A 19,242-nucleotide genomic window follows, 5' to 3' on the forward strand; every position below is an offset into this window, starting at 1 on the left:
CCGGTCGACAGGAGCCAGAAATGAGCAAACAGTTGCAAGACGCATACATCGTCGCCGCAAGCCGCACGCCGATCGGCAAGGCGCCCCGCGGTGCATTCAAGAACACGCGCCCGGACGAGCTGCTCGTCCACGCGATCAAGTCGGCGATCGCGCAGGTGCCGGAATTCGACACGAAGCTGATCGAAGACGCGATCGTCGGCTGCGCGATCCCCGAGGCCGAGCAGGGCCTGAATGTCGCGCGGATGGGCGCGCTGCTCGCCGGCCTGCCGAACACGGTCGGCGGCGTGACGGTGAACCGTTTCTGCGCGTCGGGCATCACCGCGCTCGCGATGGCGGCGGACCGCATTCGCGTCGGCGAATCGGACGCGCTTCTCGCGGCCGGCGTCGAATCGATGAGCATGGTGCCGATGATGGGCAACAAGCCGTCGATGTCGCCGCACATCTTCGATCGCAACGAAGACGTCGGCATTGCCTACGGGATGGGCCTGACCGCCGAGCGCGTCGCCGAGCAGTGGAAGGTGAGCCGCGAAGACCAGGACGCGTTCTCGGTCGAGTCGCACAGGAAGGCGCTCGCCGCGCAGCAGGCGGGCGAGTTCAAGGACGAGATCGCGCCGTACACGATCATCGAGCGCTTCCCGAATCTCGCGACGGGCGAGATCGAGACGAAGACGCGCGAGATCGCGATCGACGAAGGCCCGCGTGCGGACACGTCGATCGAAGGCCTTGCGAAGCTGCGCGCGGTGTTCGCGAACAAGGGCTCGGTGACGGCGGGCAACAGCTCGCAGACGTCGGACGGCTCGGGCGCGCTCCTCGTCGTGTCGGAGAAGGTGCTCAAGCAGTTCAACCTGACGCCGCTCGCGCGCTTCGTCAGCTTCGCCGTGCGCGGCGTGCCGCCGGAGATCATGGGCATCGGCCCGAAGGAAGCGATTCCGGCCGCGCTGAAGGCGGCGGGCCTGAAGCAGGACGATCTCGACTGGATCGAGCTGAACGAAGCATTCGCCGCGCAATCGCTGGCGGTGATGCGCGATCTCGGCCTCGATCCGTCGAAGGTCAACCCGATCGGCGGCGCGATCGCGCTCGGCCACCCGCTCGGCGCGACGGGCGCGATTCGCGCGGCGACCGTCGTGCACGGCCTGCGTCGTCGCAACCTGAAGTACGGGATGGTGACGATGTGCGTCGGGACCGGCATGGGTGCGGCAGGCATCATCGAGCGGCTCTGATCGGAGCGCGCGACGCATGACGACGGTGCGCGGGCGACCAGCTCGCGCACCGTTTTTTTGTTTATCGAATGAAAACAGCCATGGAGACGGCTCAGATGGATATCCAGATCGAAAACGCAGGCGGCGTGCTGACGATCACGCTCGCGCGCCCCGCGAAAAAGAACGCGATCACCGCGGCGATGTACCAGGTGATGGCCGATGCGCTCGCGGCGGCGCAGGACGACAAGTCGGTGCGCACGATCGTGATTCGCGGCAGCGACGGCAACTTCAGCGCGGGCAACGATCTCGACGACTTCATGAAGGCGCCGCCGAAGGACGAGAATGCGCCCGTGTTCCAGTTCCTGCGCCAGATCGCGAACGCGCAGAAGCCGATCGTCGCGGCGGTTTCCGGCGTCGCGGTCGGCATCGGCGTGACGATGCTGCTGCACTGCGATCTCGTCTACGCGGCCGACACCGCGCAGCTCTCGCTGCCGTTCGTGCAGCTCGGACTGTGTCCCGAGGCGGCGTCGAGCCTGCTGCTGCCGCGTCTTGCCGGCCATCAGGTCGCGGCCGAGAAGCTCCTGCTCGGCGAGCCGTTCGACGCGCTCGAAGCGCACCGGATCGGCCTCGTGAACCGCGTGCTGCCCGCCGCGGACCTCGACGCGTTCGCCGCGGAGCAGGCGGCGAAGCTCGTCGCGCTGCCGGCATCGTCGCTGCGCGCGACGAAAGCGCTCCTCAAGAAGGGGGGCGGCGCGGACGTCGCCGCGCGGATGTCGGAGGAAGGCGACCAGTTCGGCCAGATGCTGCGCTCGCCCGAAGTGCGCGAGGCGATCACTGCGTTCTTCGAGAAGCGCAAGCCGGACTTCCGGCAGTTCGACTGAACGCGAACGCAATCGCAAACGCGGCGGCTTGCGGCGGTGTGCCGCCGTCCGCCGCACGCCCATCGATGCGGCGGCGCGCTAAGCGGGGCCGTAGTCGACGTAGCCCGCTTCGCGGCAGAAGCTCGCGAGCCGCAGCCCGGCTTGCCGCGCGATTTCGATCGCGAGCGACGACGGCGCCGAGATCGTCGCGACCATCGGAATGCCGACGCGCGCGGACTTGCGCACGAGCTCGTAGCTCGCGCGGCTCGACAGGAATACGAAGCCGTTCGTCATGTCGGCGCGTTCGAGCGTGAGCGTGCCGATCAGCTTGTCGAGCGCGTTATGGCGGCCGATGTCCTCGAACGCGTGGACGATCGCGCCCGACGCGTCGCACCACGCGGCCGCGTGCAGCCCGCCCGTCTGCCGCGTGAGCACCTGATGGGCGGGGAGATCGCGCGCCGCGCGTGCAATCGCATCCGGTGCGATGCGTGCGAGAAAGCCGGTATCCGGCACGCGTTCCGGCACGAGATCGAGCAGATCGATGCTCTCGATGCCGCACACGCCGCAGCCGGTGCGCCCCGCGAGCGCGCGGCGTTTCTCCTTCAGCGCGGCGAACGCCTGCTGGACGACCGTGAGCTGCACTTCGGCGTGCGGCAGCGGCGCGTCGCCGTGCAGCACGACTTCGATGTCCTTCACGTCGCTGCCGCGCTCGACGATGCCTTCCGACACCGCGAAGCCGACCGCGAACGCTTCCAGATCGCGCGGCGTGCACATCATCACCGCGTGCGAGATGCCGTTGAACACGAGCGCGACGGGCCATTCCTGGCCGACGTGGTCGACGGTTGCTTCGACCGCGTCGCCGCGCCGCCTGCGCACCGCGAGCTCGACGATGCCGCTGGGTTCGACGGTTTCGGACAGACTCACGGGGGACTACTCCTTCGATTGGACGGGGCGGACGAGCGGGGCGCGGCGTCCGGCGGCACGCCCGTCGCCTGCGAAGGTTCTAAAATACTCCACACAGGCCAAATGTGCCGGCAAACGTCATGGTGGGTGCAAACATGGGACTGAGCGACGCGCCGTTGCTGTTCAATTTCGAAGTCGTATCGTCGGAGGATCTGACCTACATTCCGATGATCGTCCGTTTCAACCTCGACCGCTTCGGGCTGCGGATCTCGCTCGAGCAATGGCAGATGCTGCCGATCGAGGATCGCAAGCTGCTCGCGCGCTTTCCGGCCGACGAAGACGTCGTGATCGAGCCGAACTTCGATCATGCGCTGTTCGAGATGCTGCGTACGCACGCGAACGTCGAGCCGAGCTGGTTCCAGCCGGACGAGCATCCGGCCTGGCGCAGCGCCGATGCGGTGCCGGATGCGCTCGTCGCGCAGAGCGGGCTGGCCGGGCTGCAGGCGCCGTCGGCCGCGCAGTGGGCGACGCTCACGCCGTTTCAGCGCTACGTGCTCGCGAAGCTGTCGCGCAAGCCGAAGCTCAACCACGACTTCATTCCCGCGATGCGCGAGTTCGGCCTCTCCGCGCATTGAGCGGGCGGCGCGGCGCGGCGCTCGTTGCCGCGGCCGTTCGCGCGCGGCCGCGCTCATTCGAGCGGCGGCAGCGCGCGCGGGCGGCGGTCGGCGTCGGTCGCGACGTAGGTGAGGGTCGCCTCGGTCACCTTGACGATTTCGCTCATCAGGCTCATCCGCTGCGCGTAGACCTCGACGTCGACCGTCACTGACGTATTGCCCGTCTTGACGATGCTCGCGTAGAAGCTCAGCAGATCGCCGACGAACACCGGCTGCTTGAACAGGAAAGAATTGACCGCGACCGTCGCGACCCGGCCGTTCGCGCGGCGGCACGCCGGGATCGAGCCCGCAATGTCGACCTGCGCCATGATCCAGCCGCCGAATACGTCGCCGTGGACGTTCGCGTCGGACGGTTGCGGCACGACGCGCAGCGCGGGCGGTTTTTGCGGGAGTTGCAGGGACGAATCGGTCATGGTTGAAGCTTCCATCTTGTAAGAAAAGCGGCCGGCTTGCGCGATTTCGCGCGCCGCCGCGGGCGAGGCGGCGCGCAGCGGCGCGAACCGGCTTCTGCGAGAATATAAAGTTCTGAAATTGTACGAGAAAGTGTGGATTTGGGCCGGGCCGCGTAGGCCGGGCTGCGTAGGCCGAGCCGCTTGGGCGGAGCAGCATGGCTCAAGCCGGATGGGCCGAGCCGGGCGGGCAGCGCAACGTATGCCGTGCCGCATCGACCGGAGCGCGCCGGCGGTCCGTCGGGTATTTCGTCGCGCAACTCGCGCCGCCGGCTGGCTACGCGATGCGCGTGGCGACGACAGGCCGGCTCGAAACCGTTCGCCATGCGGCGGACGGGACCGCGGATGCAGATGGCCGCCGACGCGCGATTCGCGCGCGCCGCGCCGCACCTGCGTCGCACCGGCAGCGGCCAAGCAGCCTGAAGTGCATACTTTCACCGACGAAGCGAACCCACGAACTCCCCATGCGCCGCTATCCCGCTTCTTCCGAGCCCGCGCCCATCGCGACCGGGCCGCGCAACGACTGGCAGACGATCCGCTCGCTGCTGCCGTACCTGACCGCCTACAAGTGGCGCGTCGTGTTCGCGCTCACGTGCCTGATCGGCGCGAAGGTCGCGAACCTCGGCGTGCCGGTCGTGATGAAGCGGATCGTCGACAGTCTCGCCGCCGTCCAGCATCTGACCGCGCTCGGCCGCGCCGAGCAGTCGGCGAGCATCGTGCTCGCGGGCGGCGTGGGGCTCCTCGTGGTCGCGTACGCGTTCGTGCGGCTGTCGACGTCGCTCTTCACCGAATTGCGCGAAATCCTGTTCTCGAAGGTGACGGAGAGCGCGGTGCGGCGGCTCGCGCTGCAGGTGTTCCGGCATCTGCACGGCCTGTCGCTGCGCTTTCACCTCGAACGGCAGACGGGCGGCATGTCGCGCGACATCGAGCGCGGCACGCGCGGCATCCAGCAGTTGATCTCGTACTCGCTGTACAGCATCCTGCCGACGCTCGTCGAAGTGGGGCTCGTGCTCGGCTTCTTCGCCGTCAAGTACGAAGCGTATTACGCGTACGTGACGTTCGCGGCGCTCGTCGCGTACATCGTGTTCACCGTGAAGGTGACCGAGTGGCGCACGCATTTCCGCCGCACGATGAACGAGCTCGATTCACGGGCGAACTCGCGTGCGATCGATTCGCTGATCAACTACGAAACGGTCAAGTACTTCGGCAACGAGGAGTGGGAAACGCAGCGCTACGACGAGAACCTGAAGCGCTACCGCAAGGCGGCGATCCGTTCGCAGAACTCGCTGTCGTTTCTCAACTTCGGCCAGCAGGCGATCATCGGCGCGGGGCTCGTGTTCATCCTGTGGCGTGCGACGCAGGGCGTGCTCGCGGGCAAGCTCACGCTCGGCGACCTCGTCCTCATCAACACCTTCATGCTGCAGCTGTACATTCCGCTCAACTTCCTGGGCGTCGTCTACCGCGAGCTGAAGCAGAGCCTGACCGACATGGACCGGATGTTCGGGCTGCTGTCGGCCGCGCGCGAAGTCGACGACGCGCCCGGCGCGCCCGCGCTGAAGGTGAACGGCGCGCAGGTGCGCTTCGAGCGGGTGAATTTCAGCTACGAGCCGGAGCGGCAGATCCTGCACGACGTCGATTTCACGATCGAAGCGGGCTCGACGACCGCGGTCGTCGGCCACAGCGGCTCGGGCAAGTCGACACTGTCGCGCCTCTTGTTCCGCTTCTACGATCTCGGTCGCGCGACGGGCGGCGCGATCACGATCGACGGCCAGGACATCCGCGACGTGAAGCAGGATTCGCTGCGCGCGTCGATCGGGATCGTGCCGCAGGACACGGTGCTCTTCAACGACACGATCTACTACAACATCGCGTACGGCCGGCCGTCGGCGACGCGCGACGAGGTGATCGCGGCCGCGCGCGCCGCGCACATCCACACGTTCATCGAAAGTCTGCCGAAGGGCTATGACACGCCCGTCGGCGAGCGCGGGCTCAAGCTGTCGGGCGGCGAGAAGCAGCGCGTCGCGATCGCGCGGACGATCCTGAAGAATCCGCCGATCCTCGTGTTCGACGAAGCGACGTCGGCGCTCGATTCGCGTTCCGAGCGCGCGATCCAGTACGAGCTCGAGCAGATCGCGCGGCACCGGACGACGCTCGTGATCGCGCACCGGCTGTCGACCGTCGTGCATGCGGACCAGATCATCGTGATGAACCACGGGCGCATCGTCGAGCGCGGCACGCACGCCGAGCTGCTGCACGCGGACGGCCTCTACGCGCAGATGTGGGCGCTGCAGCAGCAGCGCGCGGCGGCCGACGGCGCGGCGGCGGAAGAGGTTTGACGGGGCGGGGCGCGCCGCGCGCGCCGTGCTGGCGCGGAACTCGGGCGTCGCGGCCGATCGCGGCCGCGTCGTTGCGCCATTGCTGATTGGAGGGCGGCCGGACGCTCGGCGGATCACGCCGAAGCCGCTCGATGAGCCCGGGCGAGCGGGTGTCAGCCGGCCGGCTTCAGCGCGCTGCCCTCAGCGTGGCGTCGAGCTCGCTCAGTTGCGCCGGCGTGCCGACGTTCTCCCACACACCCGAATACAGCTCGCCCGTCGCGCGCCGCGCGGCGATCGTTTCGCGAAAATAGGGCGTGAGCGGGCGGCGCGTGCCGGCGGGCAGAGCGCGGAACATCCGCGTGTCGTAGAGCGCGATGCTGCCGAACGTCACGCGCGGCGCGCCGTCGAGCGACAGCAGGCCGTCGCCGTCGAGCGCGAAGTCGCCCGCCGGATGGAACGGCGGGTTCGGCACCATCACGAGGTGCATGCCGGGCTCGGGCGCCGCAGCCAGCGCGGCGGCGCGCGCGCGCAGCGTCACGTAGTCGAAGTTTGCGTAGACGTCACCCGCGACGCAGACGAACACTTTCGGCTCGCCGCCGTCCTCGATGAGCGGCAGCGCCTGCGCGATTCCGCCCGCCGTTTCGAGCGCCTCGCGCTCGGCCGAATAGACGAGCCGCACGCCCCAGCGCGAGCCGTCGCCAAGAGCGGCCTCGATCCGCTCGCCGAGCCATGCGTGGTTGACGACGATCGTGCGAATGCCCGCCGCGGCGAGCCGCTCGATCTGCCAGACGATCAGCGGCTTGCCGCCCGCCGCGAGGAGCGGCTTCGGCGTCGTGTCGGTGAGCGGGCGCATCCGTTCGCCGCGCCCGGCGGCGAAGATCATCGCCGTGTCGAGTGTGTGCGTCATCGTTCAGAACGTGTAGCCGACTTCGGCCGTCTTGTCTTCGAGATCGTCGAGGAGCCTTGCGAACGGCGTGAGCGGCCGGTAGCGCAGCGCGACCTTGCGCGCGTAGCCGAAAAAGCGCGGCAGATCGGCGAGATAGTGCGGCTTGTGATCGCGGTAGTTGATCCGCGCGAACAGGCCGAGCACCTTGATGTGGCGCTGCAGGCCCATCCATTCGAGCTGCCGGTAGAACTCGCCGAAGTCGGGCTCGACGGGCAACCCGGCTTTCTTCGCCTTCTCCCAGTAGTACGCGAAGCAGTCGAGCTCGAACGCCTCGTCCCAACTGATGAACGCGTCGCGCAAGAGCGACACGACGTCGTACGTGAGCGGCCCGTAGACGGCGTCCTGGAAGTCGAGCACGCCCGGGTTCGGCCGAGCGATCATCAGGTTGCGGGGCATGAAGTCGCGCAGCATGTAGCCCTGCGGCTGCGCGCGCGCGCTCGCGATCAGCAGCGCGAACGTGCGGTCGAGCACGCCGCGCGCGTTATCCGTGAGCGTCTTGCCGAGATGCCGGCCGACGTACCACTCGGGCATCAGCTCCATCTCGCGGCGCAGGAACGCCTCGTCGAACGGCGGCAGCACGTCTTCGCGCGACGCGAGCTGCCAGCGGATCAGCGCGTCGAGCGCGTCGCGCATCAGCGGCCGCGCGGCGTCCGGCGCGGCGGGATCGAGCGCGGAGATGTACGAGCGCGTGCCGAGATCGGTGACGAGCATGAAGCCCGCGTCGAAGTCGTGTTCGAGCACCTTCGGCACGTGCAGACCGGCCGCGTCGAGCAATTGCGAGATCTGCACGAACTCGCGGCATTTCTCGGGCGGCGGCGCGTCGACGGCGATCGCGGTCCCGCCCGGCGCGGTCGCGCTCGCGATGCGGAAATAGCGCCGGAAGCCCGCGTCGGTGGACGCCGGGACGAGCGACGCCGGGTCGAGCGCGTAGCGGTCGGCGAACGTGGCGAGCCAGTCGGTGAGGAGGGCGAGGCGGGGATCGGCTAAGGGCTGCGTCATTGAAAGTCGGGGAGGGGGAACGTCTTGCCATATAATACCCCACGACTTTTTTGACGCGTCCCGTGTCAATCCCCGCCGGCGCGGGCGCGCAGCCCGCCACGCCGCTCGTTTGCCCGTTTTCCCCCGGTATGCGCGAAGCCGCAGTCACGGTTCGATTGCGAGGGCTGCGACGTGCGGAGGCCGGGTTTGACAGGGTCGATTCGCCGAACGATAGATGCCGCCTAAAACGTTATTCCCGCTCGTCCCAGCTTGCGATGCCACGCCGCGCAAAAAACGGCTCGCGGTCGCGCTTTTGGCCGTACCGGGCCTCGTGCCGGCGGTGTCGCAGGCCCAGTTGTCGGGCGCCGCGGCCGAGCCGCAGGCGTTCGGCTCGCCGTGGGACCTGCGCCTCGCGCCGCAGCTCGACGAGCATCTGCAAAAGCAGCGCGGCAAGCCCGCGACGTTCGTCCTCGGCGACCGCACGAACGGCACGGCCGACCAGGATCTCGCCGCGAAGGGCTCGGCCGAGATCCGGCGCGGCAACGCGATCGTCAAGGCGGATGCGATCCACTACGACCAGGACACCGACATGGCCGACGCGTACGGCAAGGTCACGGTGTCGAACGGCGGCACGACGTTCTCGGGCCCCGAGGCGCATCTGAAGGTCGAGGCGAACCAGGGTTTCATGGCGACGCCGAAGTACCATTTCACGGCGACGGGCGGCTCGGGCAGCGCCGAGCGGGTGCAACTGCTCGACAGCGAGCGCTCGGTGTTCACGAACGGCACCTACACGGGCTGCCAGTGCACGACGAACCCGGCGTGGTACATCCAGGGCAGCGAGTTCGATTTCGATACGGGCGCCGACGAAGGCGTCGCGCGCAACGGCGTGCTGTTCTTCCAGGGCGTGCCGCTCTTCGGCAGCCCGTGGCTCACGTTCCCGCTGTCGGGCGAGCGGCGCAGCGGCTTCCTGCCGCCGACGTTCTCGCTCGATTCGTCGAGCGGCTTCGAGTTCGCGCTGCCGTACTACTTCAACATCGCGCCGAACCGCGATCTGACGGTCACGCCGCACATCATCTCGAAGCGCGGGATCTTCACGCAGGCGACGTTCCGCTATCTGTCGACGAACTACTCGGGCACGCTGACGGGCGAATACCTGCCGGACGACCGTGTCGCGAAGCGCAACCGTTACGCGATTTACTGGCAGCACCAGCAGAACTTCGGCAACGGCTTCGGCGGCTACATCTATTACAACAAGGTCTCGGACAACACGTATCCGGAGGACCTGGGGTCGACGAACCAGTTCCTGAACGGGATCCAGACCGTCTATCAGCAGGAAGCCGGCCTGACGTACAACAACGGGCCGTGGTCCGTGCTCGGGCGCTACCAGCACTGGCAGACGCTCGCGCCGTCGGTCGCGCCGTACGGCCGCGAGCCGCAGTTGAACGTGAAGTACGCGAAGTACAACGTCGGCGGTTTCGACTTCGGCGCGGAAGCCGATTATTCGCGCTTCCGGATCACGACCGCCGACCAGCCGGAAGGCGATCGCGTGATGTTCAACCCGTACGTGTCGTACGGGCTGTACGGTCCCGGCTATTTCGTCGTACCGAAGGCGCAGATGCACTTCGCGTCGTACGACCTGACGACGACGACGGGCGGCGTGCCCGGCCAGCCGAAGCGCTTCACCTATTCGATCCCGACGCTCAGCTTCGATACGGGGCTCATCTTCGACCGCTCGGTGCGCCTGTTCGGCCAGGACTTCATCCAGACGCTCGAGCCGCGCCTGTACTACGTGTACACGCCGTACCGGAACCAGTCGGACGCGCCGCTCTTCGACACGGCCGTGTCCGACTTCGGGCTCGCGGAGATCTTCACGCCGAACACGTTCGTCGGCAACGACCGGATCGCCGACGCGAACCGCCTGACGGCCGCGCTCACGACCCGCTTCATCAATCCGACGACGGGCGACGAGCGCGCGCGCTTCGTCATCGCGCAGCAGTACTACTTCACCGACCAGCGCGTGACGCTGCAGCCGACCGAGGCGCCCGCGACGGCGCGGCACTCGGACCTGATCCTCGGCGCGTCGGTCAAGCTCGGCGCGGGCTTCGCGTCGGAAACCGCGTTCCAGTACAACGTCGACAACAACCAGCTCGTCAAGTCGAGCGTCGGCTTCGGCTACAGCCCGGGCGAGCGGCGCGTGATCAACGTCGGCTATCGCTACACGCGGCAGAACCCGACGCTCAGCAACGAGCCGATCAACCAGGTTCTCGTGTCCGCGCAATGGCCGCTCACGCGGCGGCTCTATGCGCTCGGCCGCTTCAACTACGATCTCGCGAGCAGCCGGGTTGTCGACGGTCTCGTCGGCTTCCAGTACGATGCCGACTGCTGGGCGTTCGGCGTCGGCGTCCAGCGCTACGCGAACGGCGTGAACACGTCGGGGCAGCAGAACTCGTCGACCCGCGTGCTCGCGCAACTCGTGCTCAAGGGTCTGACGAGCGTCGACAACGGCCTCGTGTCCGCGTTCCGCGCCGGCGTGCAGGGCTATACGCCGCTGCCGCCCGCGCCGGCGCCGCTGTCGCGTTTCAGCAATTACGATTAACCGCCGAGGAGGCGTTCGCGGCGAGCGGCGTTTGCGCAGCCCGCTTTCAATGGAGTACCTGTGGCAATGAAGAAAACCCTTCGCTTCGCGGCTGTCGCATCCGGTCTGGTCGCGTCGCTCATCACGGTCGCGCCGGCGGCGTCCGCGCAGGCGCTGCGCGCGCAGGGCGCGTCGCTCGCCGACGAGGTGGTCGCCGTCGTCAACAACGACGTGATCACGGGGCGCGAGCTCGATCAGCGCGTCGGCCTGATCGCGCGCCGTCTGCAGCAGCAGAAGGCGCCCGTGCCGCCGATCGACCAGCTGCGCGCACAGGTGCTGAGCCAGATGGTGCTCGAGCGCATCCAGATCCAGCGGGCGAAGGACGACGGCATCGTCGTCGACAACGCCACCGTGCAGGCGACGCTCGGGCGCCTCGCGCAGGCGAACGGGATGCCGCTCGACCAGTACAAGGCGCGCATCGAGGCGCAGGGCGTGCCGTGGGACGTGTTCGTGCGCGACGCGCGCACCGAGCTGATGCTCTCGAAGCTGCGCGAGAAGGAAGTCGACGGCAAGATCACCGTGTCGGACGCCGAGGTCGCGAGCTACATCGCGAGCCAGCGCGGCCCGAACGCCGGCTCGCAGCAGGATCTGCGGCTCGAGCACATCTTCGTGAAGGCGCCGACCAGCGCGCCGCAAGCCGACATCGAGGTCGCGCAGAAGAAGGCGGAAGGCCTGCTGCAGCAGGCGCTCGCGTCGGGCGCCGATTTCGAGCGGCTCGCGAAGAACAATTCGGAAGCCGACGATGCGAAGAAGGGCGGCGATCTCGGCTTCAAGTCGCCGTCGTCGCTGCCGTCCGACGTCGTCGACGCGGTGTCGAAGCTGCGTCCCGGCCAGGTCAACCCGACGCTCGTCCGCGTGCCGGACGGCTTCGAGATCGTGCGTCTCGTCGACCGCCGCGCGAGCCAGAGCGTGTCGGCCGCGTCGCCGAAGATCGTGCAGACGCACGTGCGCCACATCCTGCTGCGCGTCGGCGAAGGCAAGTCGGAATCGCAGGCGCGCCAGCAACTGATCGACATTCGCCGGCAGGTCGAGGCGGGCGGCGATTTCGAGAAGTTCGCGCGCACTTATTCGCAGGACGGCTCGGCGTCGCAAGGCGGCGATCTCGGCTGGATCAGCCCGGGTGAGACGGTGCCGGAATTCGAGCGTGCGATGAACGGCCTGCAGGACGGCCAGGTCAGCAACCCGGTGCGCACCGAGTACGGCTACCACCTGATCCAGGTGCTCGGCCGCCGCGACGCGGAAGGCTCGGTGCAGCAGCAGATGGACATCGCGCGCCAGGCGATCGGCCAGCGCAAGGCCGAGCAGGCATACTCGGACTGGCTGCGCGAGCTGCGCGACTCGTCGTACGTGCAGATCAAGCTGCCCGTCGTCCAATAAGCGCGTAGCCGACATGTCCGCCAGCCCGCAGCCGCTGCGCATCGCGATCACGACCGGCGAGCCGGCCGGCGTCGGCCCCGAGCTGACGGCCCGCGCGCTCGCCGACGCGGCGGCACGCTGGCCCGACGCGCGCTTCACGGTGCTCGGCGACGCGGGCCTGATCGCCGAGCGCGCAGCCGCGGTCGGCGTCGACTGGGCGAGCGTGACGGCGAACGGCACGGACGCGCACGTCGCAAACGCGCATGTCGCAGACGCGCATGTCGCGGTCGCGCATCGCGCGCTCGCCGCGCCCGCCGAAGCAGGCAAGCTGAATCCCGCGAACGGGCGTTACGTGCTCGATCTGCTCGACGCGGCGATCGACGGCGCGGTCGCCGGCGCATTCGACGCGATCGTCACCGCGCCGCTGCAAAAGAGCACGATCAACGATGCCGGCGTGCCGTTCACCGGCCATACCGAATATCTCGCCGAGCGCACGCACACGCCGCACGTCGTAATGATGCTCGCTGGCACGGGCGAGCGGCCGCTGCGCGTCGCGCTCGCGACGACGCACCTGCCGCTCAAGGACGTGTCGGCCGCGCTGACTATCGACGGCCTCGCCGATACGCTCGCGATCGTCGAGCGCGACCTGCGCCGCAGCTTCGGTCTCGCCGCGCCGCGCATCCTCGTGACGGGCCTCAATCCGCACGCGGGCGAGAACGGTTATCTCGGCCGCGAGGAAATCGATGTGATCGAGCCGGCGCTCGAGCGCGCGCGGGCTGCGGGCATCGACGCGCGCGGGCCTTATCCGGCCGACACGCTGTTCCAGCCGCGCTACCTCGAGCACGCGGATTGCGTGCTCGCGATGTTCCACGACCAGGGGCTGCCGGTCCTCAAGTACGCGACGTTCGGCGAGGGCATCAACGTCACGCTCGGCCTGCCGATCATTCGCACGTCGGTTGATCACGGCACCGCGCTCGATCTCGCCGGTACGGGCCGCGCCGATCCGGGCAGCCTCGTCGCCGCGATCGACACCGCCGTGACGATGGCGCGCCATCGGCGCGCGGGCTGAATTTTCGCGTCATCCGTTTTTCTATTTTTCGATGTCGAACAGCAGACAGCACCAAGGGCATTTCGCGCGCAAGCGCTTCGGGCAGAACTTTCTCGTCGATCACGGCGTGATCGACGCGATCGTCGCGGCGATCCGGCCCGAGCGCGGCGAGCGGATGGTCGAGATCGGGCCGGGCCTCGGCGCGCTGACGGGGCCCGTGATCGCGCGGCTCGCGACGCCCGCCTCGCCGCTGCACGCGGTCGAGCTCGACCGCGACCTGATCGGCCGCCTGAAGCAGCGCTTCGGCGACCTGCTCGAGCTGCACGCGGGCGACGCGCTCGCGTTCGACTTCGGCTCGCTCGCGCTGCCGGGCGACAAGCCGTCGCTGCGGATCATCGGCAATCTGCCGTACAACATTTCGAGCCCGCTGCTGTTCCATCTGATGTCGTTCGCGCACGTCGTGATCGACCAGCATTTCATGCTGCAGAACGAAGTCGTCGAGCGGATGGTCGCGGAGCCGGGCACGAAGGCGTTCAGCCGGCTGTCGGTGATGCTCCAGTACCGCTACACGATGGACAAGCTGATCGACGTGCCGCCCGAGTCGTTTCAGCCGCCGCCGAAGGTCGATTCGGCGATCGTGCGGATGATCCCGCATGCGCCGCACGAGTTGCAGACCGTCGATCCGGCGGCGCTCGGCGAAGTCGTGACGGCCGCGTTCTCGCAGCGCCGCAAGATGCTGCGCAACACCCTCGGCGACTATCGCGATCTCGTCGATTTCGATGCACTCGGCTTCGATCTCGCGCGCCGCGCGGAAGATGTCGATGTCGACGAGTACGTGCGCGTCGCGCAGGCGGTCGGCGCGCGGCGCTCGGGCGGCTGATCGGTGGCTGACGGGGCAGGGCGCGTCGCGCGATTGTCCGGTCGGTGCCGGCGATAGCGGGCGCTTGGGGCGGCTTCGTTGTTGCGCGGAATGCTTCTGGCGTCGCTTCTTTTCGATTGCGAAGCGCGACGCCGTAAGCACGCATCCGCGCGCCGGCCTCGGACGAGGGGCTTTCTCGATCTATGCGCGGTCGATCGTTGATACGCGACGGTTTTTCCGCGTGGCGGGCCACGGCTCGGCGACGGCATTGCTGCGCGACGCATTCGCGGTGCCATCGACAACGCTTCTTCAGGGCTGAAGCCTGCAATCCTCACGCCGCACGCATCGGCGTATCCGTGCCGGCACATCGGCACATCGGCACATCGGCACATCGGCACATCGGCACGTTGGCACGTTGGCGTATCGGCACGCCGGCACGTGCACGTCGACGCATCGGCGCGCTTGCAGATCCGCGCGTCAGCACGTCGGCACGCCGGCAAATCAGCCCATCGGCGCAGCGTCTTGCGCCGGCTTCCGTTTCTCTCGACCACCCCGCTGCACTAATTGCCGTCGCCGCGCGGCGGCGCGTTGACGAGCCCGATGCCCGCCAGCACGAGCACGGCCGCCGCGCCGAAGCGCGCATTGACCGAATCGCCGAGCAGCAGCACGCCGAAGCTCACGCCGAAGAGCGGCGCGAGGAACGTGAACACGGAAAGCCGCGCCGCGCTGTAGCGCGTCAACAGCCAATACCACGCGAGATAGCTCGCGAACGCGACGATCACGCCCTGATACGCGAGGCTCGCGACGGCGAGCGGCGTCACGTTCGCGAGCGTCGTCTGTCCGGTCATGAAGGCGAGCCCGAGCAGCACGGCGGACGACACCGTCAACTGGTAGAACAGCGTCTTGCTCGCGGTCGCGCGAGCGAGCGACGTCGCGCGCACGACGACCGTGGTCGCCGCCCACATCACGCCGCCGAGCACGCCGAGCGCGTCGCCCGCGAGTCCGGCGAGCGCCGATGCGCGGTCCGCGGCCGGCCGTGCGAAGCCGTCGGCGAATGCGACGGCGATGCCCGCGAACGCGATCGCGACGCCCGTCCATTGCATGCGGCGCATCTTCTCGCCGGGCGCGAAAAGGTGCAGCCCGAGCGCGGTGAAGCACGGCGCGGTGTAGAGAAAGATCGCCATGCGCGCGGCGCTCGTCAGCGTGAGGCCGAAGAAAAGGCAGACGAACTCGCCCGCGAACAGCGTGCCCGCGGCGACGCCCGCGCCGAACGTGCCGTCCGCGCGAAAGAGCGGCGTGCCGCGCGCGCTCGCCCATGCCCACACGCCGACGGCCGCGATCGCCGAGCGCAGCCCGGCCTGGAACATCGGCGGGATCGCGTGCGTCGCGCTCTTGATCGCGACTTGCTGGAAGCCCCAGATCGCGCACAGCAGAACCATCACGCCGATCGCGCGCGCATCGAGCGACGGACGCGCCGGCGCATAGGCGACGGTGCTCATCGGGCACTCCTGAAAACGGCGGCGTGAGCCGCGAACGGGACGTCGGCCGGGCGCTCGGCGGGCCGGCTCGGTTCGAAGAAATGGGTTCGCACGGTTCGCAGGCCGATGGGATCGGCGCTCGGAGAGGGTTGTTCGGATCTTCGATTCGTTACGGGACGCCGACCGGGCGGACGTCGTCGCGTAGCGCGGCAGGCAGCGTTGCGCGCACGCATCGCGTGCCCGCCGCGGCGATCTTAACCGATCGCGCCGCGCGCCGCGCATCGCCCCTGCTGTCCGGATGGACGAGGCGCGCGTCGGCGAGAATCGCGCGGGTCTGGTACATTCGCACGTTCAAGCAAGTCCCCACGGAGTACCCATCATGCGTTTGCTTCACACGATGCTGCGAGTCGGCGATCTCGACCGCTCGATCAAGTTCTACACCGAGCTGCTCGGCATGAAATTGCTGCGCCGCGAAGACTATCCGGACGGGAAATTCACGCTCGCGTTCGTCGGCTACGGCGACGAGCGGGACCACACGGTCATCGAGCTCACCCACAACTGGGACACGAAGTCGTACGAGCTCGGCACGGGCTTCGGCCATCTTGCGCTCGAGGTCGACGACGCGTACAAGGCGTGCGAGCAGATCAAGGCGCAAGGCGGCAAGGTCACGCGCGAAGCCGGGCCGATGAAGCACGGCTCGACGGTGATCGCGTTCGTCGAAGATCCGGACGGCTACAAGATCGAGTTCATTCAGCGCAAGATTCACTGAGCGCAGTTTCACCGCGCGGGGCGCTGCGGCGTTCCGCGCCGGCCCGCGGTGCGCGATGCGATCGAGCATGCGTACCGCGTCGTTGTTCTTTCCCGTGATCTTGCTTTGCTTCGGCTGCGCCACGCAGCGGCGCGGTTGCGTCAGCGGGCGGGTGCCGCGTGGATTCGAGCGCCGCTGCGGGTCATTCGCTGCTTGTCGTCGCGCGGATGCATCGGATGTGCGATGCGGGACGACCGCAGTGCAAGGAAAAGAAGACCGAACCGGCTGAATCGATCCGGACCGGCGTCAGTCGGCCGGCAGTCGTGACGATGAAGCCGGCCCGTATCGGCCGCGGCGGCGCTCGGCCGCTGCAAGCGTTTCTGACTTGAGGTTGACAAGCCGAATCGCCAGCGAGCGGGCAGTCGCAGCACTGTCGACGCGCGGCGCTCAGAGCGCCGGCAGCAGTTCCGGCGGATGGTGCTTCAGCGTATGCCGCGCTTCGCGGAATTCCGGGAAGATCGATTCGACCGTCTGCCAGAACGCTGGGCTATGGTTCATCTCGCGCAGATGCGACAACTCGTGCGCGACGACATAGTCGACAATCGACATCGGAAAGTGGACGAGCCGCCAGTTCAGGCGGATCTTGCCGTCACTCGAGCAACTGCCCCAGCGCGTCGCGGCCGACGACAGCGCGTACGCCGCATACGTGACGCCGAGCCTCTGCGCATATACCGCGAGCCGCTCGCCGAAGATCCGCTTGGCTTCGTGCTGCAGCCAGCCCTGCACGCGATCCTTGATCTGCTGCTCGCTCGCGTGCGCGGGCAGGCCGAGCTCGAGCGTCGCGGCGGCCGGGTCGAAGCAGAGCGCGCCCTTCGCCGACGCGAGCGCGATGCTGACGGGCTTGCCGAGATACGGAATCTGCGCGCCTTCCTTCCAGTCGATCTGCGGCAGCGCGCGCTGCTCGGTGCGCGTCTGCCATTCGGCGAGCTTGTTGAAGATCCAGCGGCGCTTCTCGGCGATCGCCGCTTCGATGTCGGCGAGCGTCACCCAGCGCGGCGCGGTGATCGTGAGGCCGCTGCCGTCGATCGCGAAGCCGATCGTGCGGCGCGCCGAGCGCTTCAGTTTGTATTCGAGCACGCGGCCGTCGAGCGCGAGCGTGCGGCGCCGGGAGCGGTCGGCCTCAGGCGGCGGAGCGGGCGAAGTGGGCGAAGCGGGCGAAGCGGGCGAAGCGGGCGGAGCGGCTGGCGGGGAAGCGGGGGACGGCGAGGCGGCCGGCCCGTCGAAGAGCGGCAGGTCGAGCTGGCGGTGATCGAGCGCCACGACGGCCGGCCGTGGCCTGGGACGCTTCGGCATCAGTTCGCTTCGTTTGGCGGTGCGCAATGGGTGAAACTCGCTTGACTTCAGGTACGCGCGGCGTCGGACGCACGGTCGGCGCCGCGTGCGCCGTCGCGCTCGTGCCGGTAGGCGTCCGGGTCGATGCGGCGCATTTCCGCTTCGATCCAGTTTTCGACGCGTTCGTTCAATTGATCGGGGGTGAGGCCATGCGTGTCGATCGGCTTGCCGATCGACACCGTGACGGTGCCGGGATATTTCATAAACGAATTGCGCGGCCACACGCGTCCCGCGTTGTGCGCGATCGGCACGACGGGCGCGCCCGCGCCGATCGCGAAGCGCGCGCCGCCCGTCTTGTACTTGCCCTGGCTGCCGACCGGCGTGCGCGTGCCTTCCGGAAACATGATGACCCACGCGCCGTCCGCCATCCGCGCGCGGCCCTGGCGGATCACCGAGTCGAACGCGTTCTTGCCGTCCTTGCGGTTGATGTGGACCATGTGCAGCATCCCGAGCGCCCAGCCGAAGAACGGCACGTACAGCAGCTCGCGCTTGAACACGTAGCAAAGCGGCTTCGGCATCAGCGCGGGCAGCGCGACCGTCTCCCACGCGGACTGATGCTTCGGCAGCAGCACCGCGGGGCCGTCGGGCAGATTCTCGAACCCTTCGATGCGATACCGGATGCCGTTCAGCCAGCGTGCGACGAAGAGCGTCGACTTGCACCAGCCGGCCGCCATCCAGTAGCGCGCGTTCGGGCGCAGGAACGGGAATGCGATGAAGCACGCGGTCGCGTACAGCGCCGTGTAGACGATGAAATAGACGAAAAGCAGCAGGGAGCGGACGAAGCGCATCGGCGTGACGTTACGGTGAGGGAGGATGCGCGCGGGTCGGCATCACTCGTGTTCTTCGGAAAGGAAATCGAGCGCGAACGTGCGCAGGTCGTCGTGCACGCGCGTGCCGTCCGGCAGCCCGCCCGCGGCGAGCGTCTTCTTGCCCTTGCCCGTCAGCACGAGGTGCGGCCGAAAGCCGAGCGCCGCACCCGCCAGCAGGTCTCGCAGCGAATCGCCGACGACGGGCGTGTCCTCCGGATCGATCTCGAAACGCTCGGCGATCAGCTTCATCATGCCCGGCTGCGGCTTGCGGCAGTCGCAGTGGTCGTCGGCCGTGTGCGGGCAGAAGAACACCGCGTCGATCCGCCCGCCGACCGCGGCCGCCGCGCGATGCATCTTCAGATGCATCGCGTTCAGCGTCGCCATGTCGAAGAGGCCGCGGCCGATGCCCGACTGGTTCGTCGCGACGACGACGCGGTAGCCCGCGTGATTGAGCCGCGCGATCGCCTCGAGGCTGCCGGGCAGCGCGACCCATTCGTCGGGAGACTTGACGAACGCGTCCGAATCGATGTTGATGACGCCGTCCCGGTCGAGGATGACGAGCTTCTTGCTGAGACTGGTCGGCATCGCGTGGT

Annotated in this window: 17 protein-coding genes; 9 read left to right on the forward strand and 8 right to left on the reverse strand. The window is 68.2% G+C overall.

All coding sequences use genetic code 11. From position 1 onward, the window contains the following. The first annotated feature begins 20 nt into the window (after positions 1-20). Both WS62_RS03160 and WS62_RS03165 read left to right on the forward strand, forming a co-directional pair. On the forward strand, positions 21-1,220 hold the full coding sequence (locus WS62_RS03160; protein ID WP_059469114.1) for an acetyl-CoA C-acyltransferase: 1,200 nt from the start codon (positions 21-23) through the stop codon (positions 1,218-1,220). A 95-nt stretch (positions 1,221-1,315) separates the two neighbouring features. Further along, positions 1,316-2,080 (forward strand): enoyl-CoA hydratase, encoded by a 765-nt coding sequence (locus WS62_RS03165; protein WP_066567595.1) that lies wholly within the window; start codon positions 1,316-1,318, stop codon positions 2,078-2,080. Positions 2,081-2,158: 78 nt separating this feature from the next. Here WS62_RS03165 and fdhD read toward each other — a convergent pair whose 3' ends face one another. Then, complete coding sequence (gene fdhD / locus WS62_RS03170) at positions 2,159-2,983, reverse strand: formate dehydrogenase accessory sulfurtransferase FdhD (RefSeq protein ID WP_066495108.1); 825 nt, start codon at positions 2,981-2,983, stop codon at positions 2,159-2,161. A 134-nt stretch (positions 2,984-3,117) separates the two neighbouring features. Here fdhD and WS62_RS03175 point away from each other — a divergent pair, with 134 nt between their 5' ends. Beyond that, positions 3,118-3,597: a nitrate reductase associated protein gene (locus WS62_RS03175; protein WP_059469111.1), complete on the forward strand. Its 480-nt coding sequence runs from the start codon at positions 3,118-3,120 to the stop codon at positions 3,595-3,597. Between the two features lie 53 nt (positions 3,598-3,650). Here the strand turns inward: WS62_RS03175 and WS62_RS03180 are convergent, their stop codons facing one another. Next, positions 3,651-4,064, reverse strand: a complete 414-nt coding sequence (locus WS62_RS03180) for an acyl-CoA thioesterase (RefSeq protein ID WP_156440845.1) — start codon at positions 4,062-4,064, stop codon at positions 3,651-3,653. A gap of 485 nt (positions 4,065-4,549) precedes the next feature. Between WS62_RS03180 and WS62_RS03185 the strand changes: the two genes are divergently transcribed. Continuing rightward, positions 4,550-6,421, forward strand: coding sequence for an ABCB family ABC transporter ATP-binding protein/permease (locus tag WS62_RS03185; RefSeq protein ID WP_066567599.1), 1,872 nt, complete (start codon positions 4,550-4,552; stop codon positions 6,419-6,421). A 166-nt stretch (positions 6,422-6,587) separates the two neighbouring features. Here the strand turns inward: WS62_RS03185 and murU are convergent, their stop codons facing one another. Beyond that, the gene (gene murU / locus WS62_RS03190) at positions 6,588-7,307 is read right to left on the reverse strand and encodes an N-acetylmuramate alpha-1-phosphate uridylyltransferase MurU (protein ID WP_066567602.1); all 720 of its coding nucleotides are present in this window, start codon (positions 7,305-7,307) and stop codon (positions 6,588-6,590) included. 3 nt (positions 7,308-7,310) lie between these two features. After that, the gene (locus tag WS62_RS03195; RefSeq protein ID WP_066567604.1) at positions 7,311-8,345 is read right to left on the reverse strand and encodes an aminoglycoside phosphotransferase family protein; all 1,035 of its coding nucleotides are present in this window, start codon (positions 8,343-8,345) and stop codon (positions 7,311-7,313) included. 214 nt (positions 8,346-8,559) lie between these two features. Here WS62_RS03195 and WS62_RS03200 point away from each other — a divergent pair, with 214 nt between their 5' ends. The 4 genes from WS62_RS03200 (at position 8,560) to rsmA (ending at position 14,243) form a co-directional block, all read left to right on the forward strand. Next, complete coding sequence (locus WS62_RS03200; RefSeq protein ID WP_066567618.1) at positions 8,560-10,920, forward strand: LPS-assembly protein LptD; 2,361 nt, start codon at positions 8,560-8,562, stop codon at positions 10,918-10,920. Between the two features lie 66 nt (positions 10,921-10,986). After that, positions 10,987-12,336, forward strand: a complete 1,350-nt coding sequence (locus WS62_RS03205; protein WP_066567625.1) for a peptidylprolyl isomerase — start codon at positions 10,987-10,989, stop codon at positions 12,334-12,336. 13 nt (positions 12,337-12,349) lie between these two features. Next, a complete protein-coding gene (pdxA, locus tag WS62_RS03210) occupies positions 12,350-13,384 on the forward strand; it encodes a 4-hydroxythreonine-4-phosphate dehydrogenase PdxA (protein ID WP_066567632.1) in 1,035 nt (344 codons plus the stop codon). A gap of 31 nt (positions 13,385-13,415) precedes the next feature. Further along, positions 13,416-14,243 (forward strand): 16S rRNA (adenine(1518)-N(6)/adenine(1519)-N(6))-dimethyltransferase RsmA, encoded by an 828-nt coding sequence (gene rsmA / locus WS62_RS03215; protein ID WP_066567633.1) that lies wholly within the window; start codon positions 13,416-13,418, stop codon positions 14,241-14,243. Between the two features lie 539 nt (positions 14,244-14,782). Here the strand turns inward: rsmA and WS62_RS03225 are convergent. After that, entirely contained in the window at positions 14,783-15,721 is a 939-nt protein-coding gene (locus tag WS62_RS03225; protein ID WP_066567637.1) for a DMT family transporter, read from the reverse strand. Positions 15,722-16,079: 358 nt separating this feature from the next. On the opposite strand from WS62_RS03225, the gene gloA reads away from it, so the two are divergent. Further along, positions 16,080-16,469, forward strand: a complete 390-nt coding sequence (gene gloA / locus WS62_RS03230; RefSeq protein WP_066495077.1) for a lactoylglutathione lyase — start codon at positions 16,080-16,082, stop codon at positions 16,467-16,469. Positions 16,470-16,895: 426 nt separating this feature from the next. Here gloA and WS62_RS03235 read toward each other — a convergent pair whose 3' ends face one another. The 3 genes from WS62_RS03235 to gmhB are packed head-to-tail and all read right to left on the reverse strand — an operon-like array spanning position 16,896 to position 19,234. Next, positions 16,896-17,801, reverse strand: a complete 906-nt coding sequence (locus WS62_RS03235; RefSeq protein ID WP_066567639.1) for a M48 family metallopeptidase — start codon at positions 17,799-17,801, stop codon at positions 16,896-16,898. 47 nt (positions 17,802-17,848) lie between these two features. Continuing rightward, positions 17,849-18,628 carry a lysophospholipid acyltransferase family protein gene (locus WS62_RS03240; RefSeq protein WP_066567642.1) on the reverse strand — a complete coding sequence of 260 codons (780 nt, stop codon included), beginning with the start codon at positions 18,626-18,628 and terminating at the stop codon, positions 17,849-17,851. Between the two features lie 42 nt (positions 18,629-18,670). Beyond that, positions 18,671-19,234, reverse strand: coding sequence for a D-glycero-beta-D-manno-heptose 1,7-bisphosphate 7-phosphatase (gene gmhB / locus WS62_RS03245; RefSeq protein ID WP_066567645.1), 564 nt, complete (start codon positions 19,232-19,234; stop codon positions 18,671-18,673). Positions 19,235-19,242 lie beyond the last annotated feature (8 nt).

It is taken from the genome of Burkholderia sp. ABCPW 14, assembly GCF_001523835.1.
Taxonomy (GTDB): Bacteria; Pseudomonadota; Gammaproteobacteria; order Burkholderiales; family Burkholderiaceae; genus Burkholderia; species Burkholderia mayonis.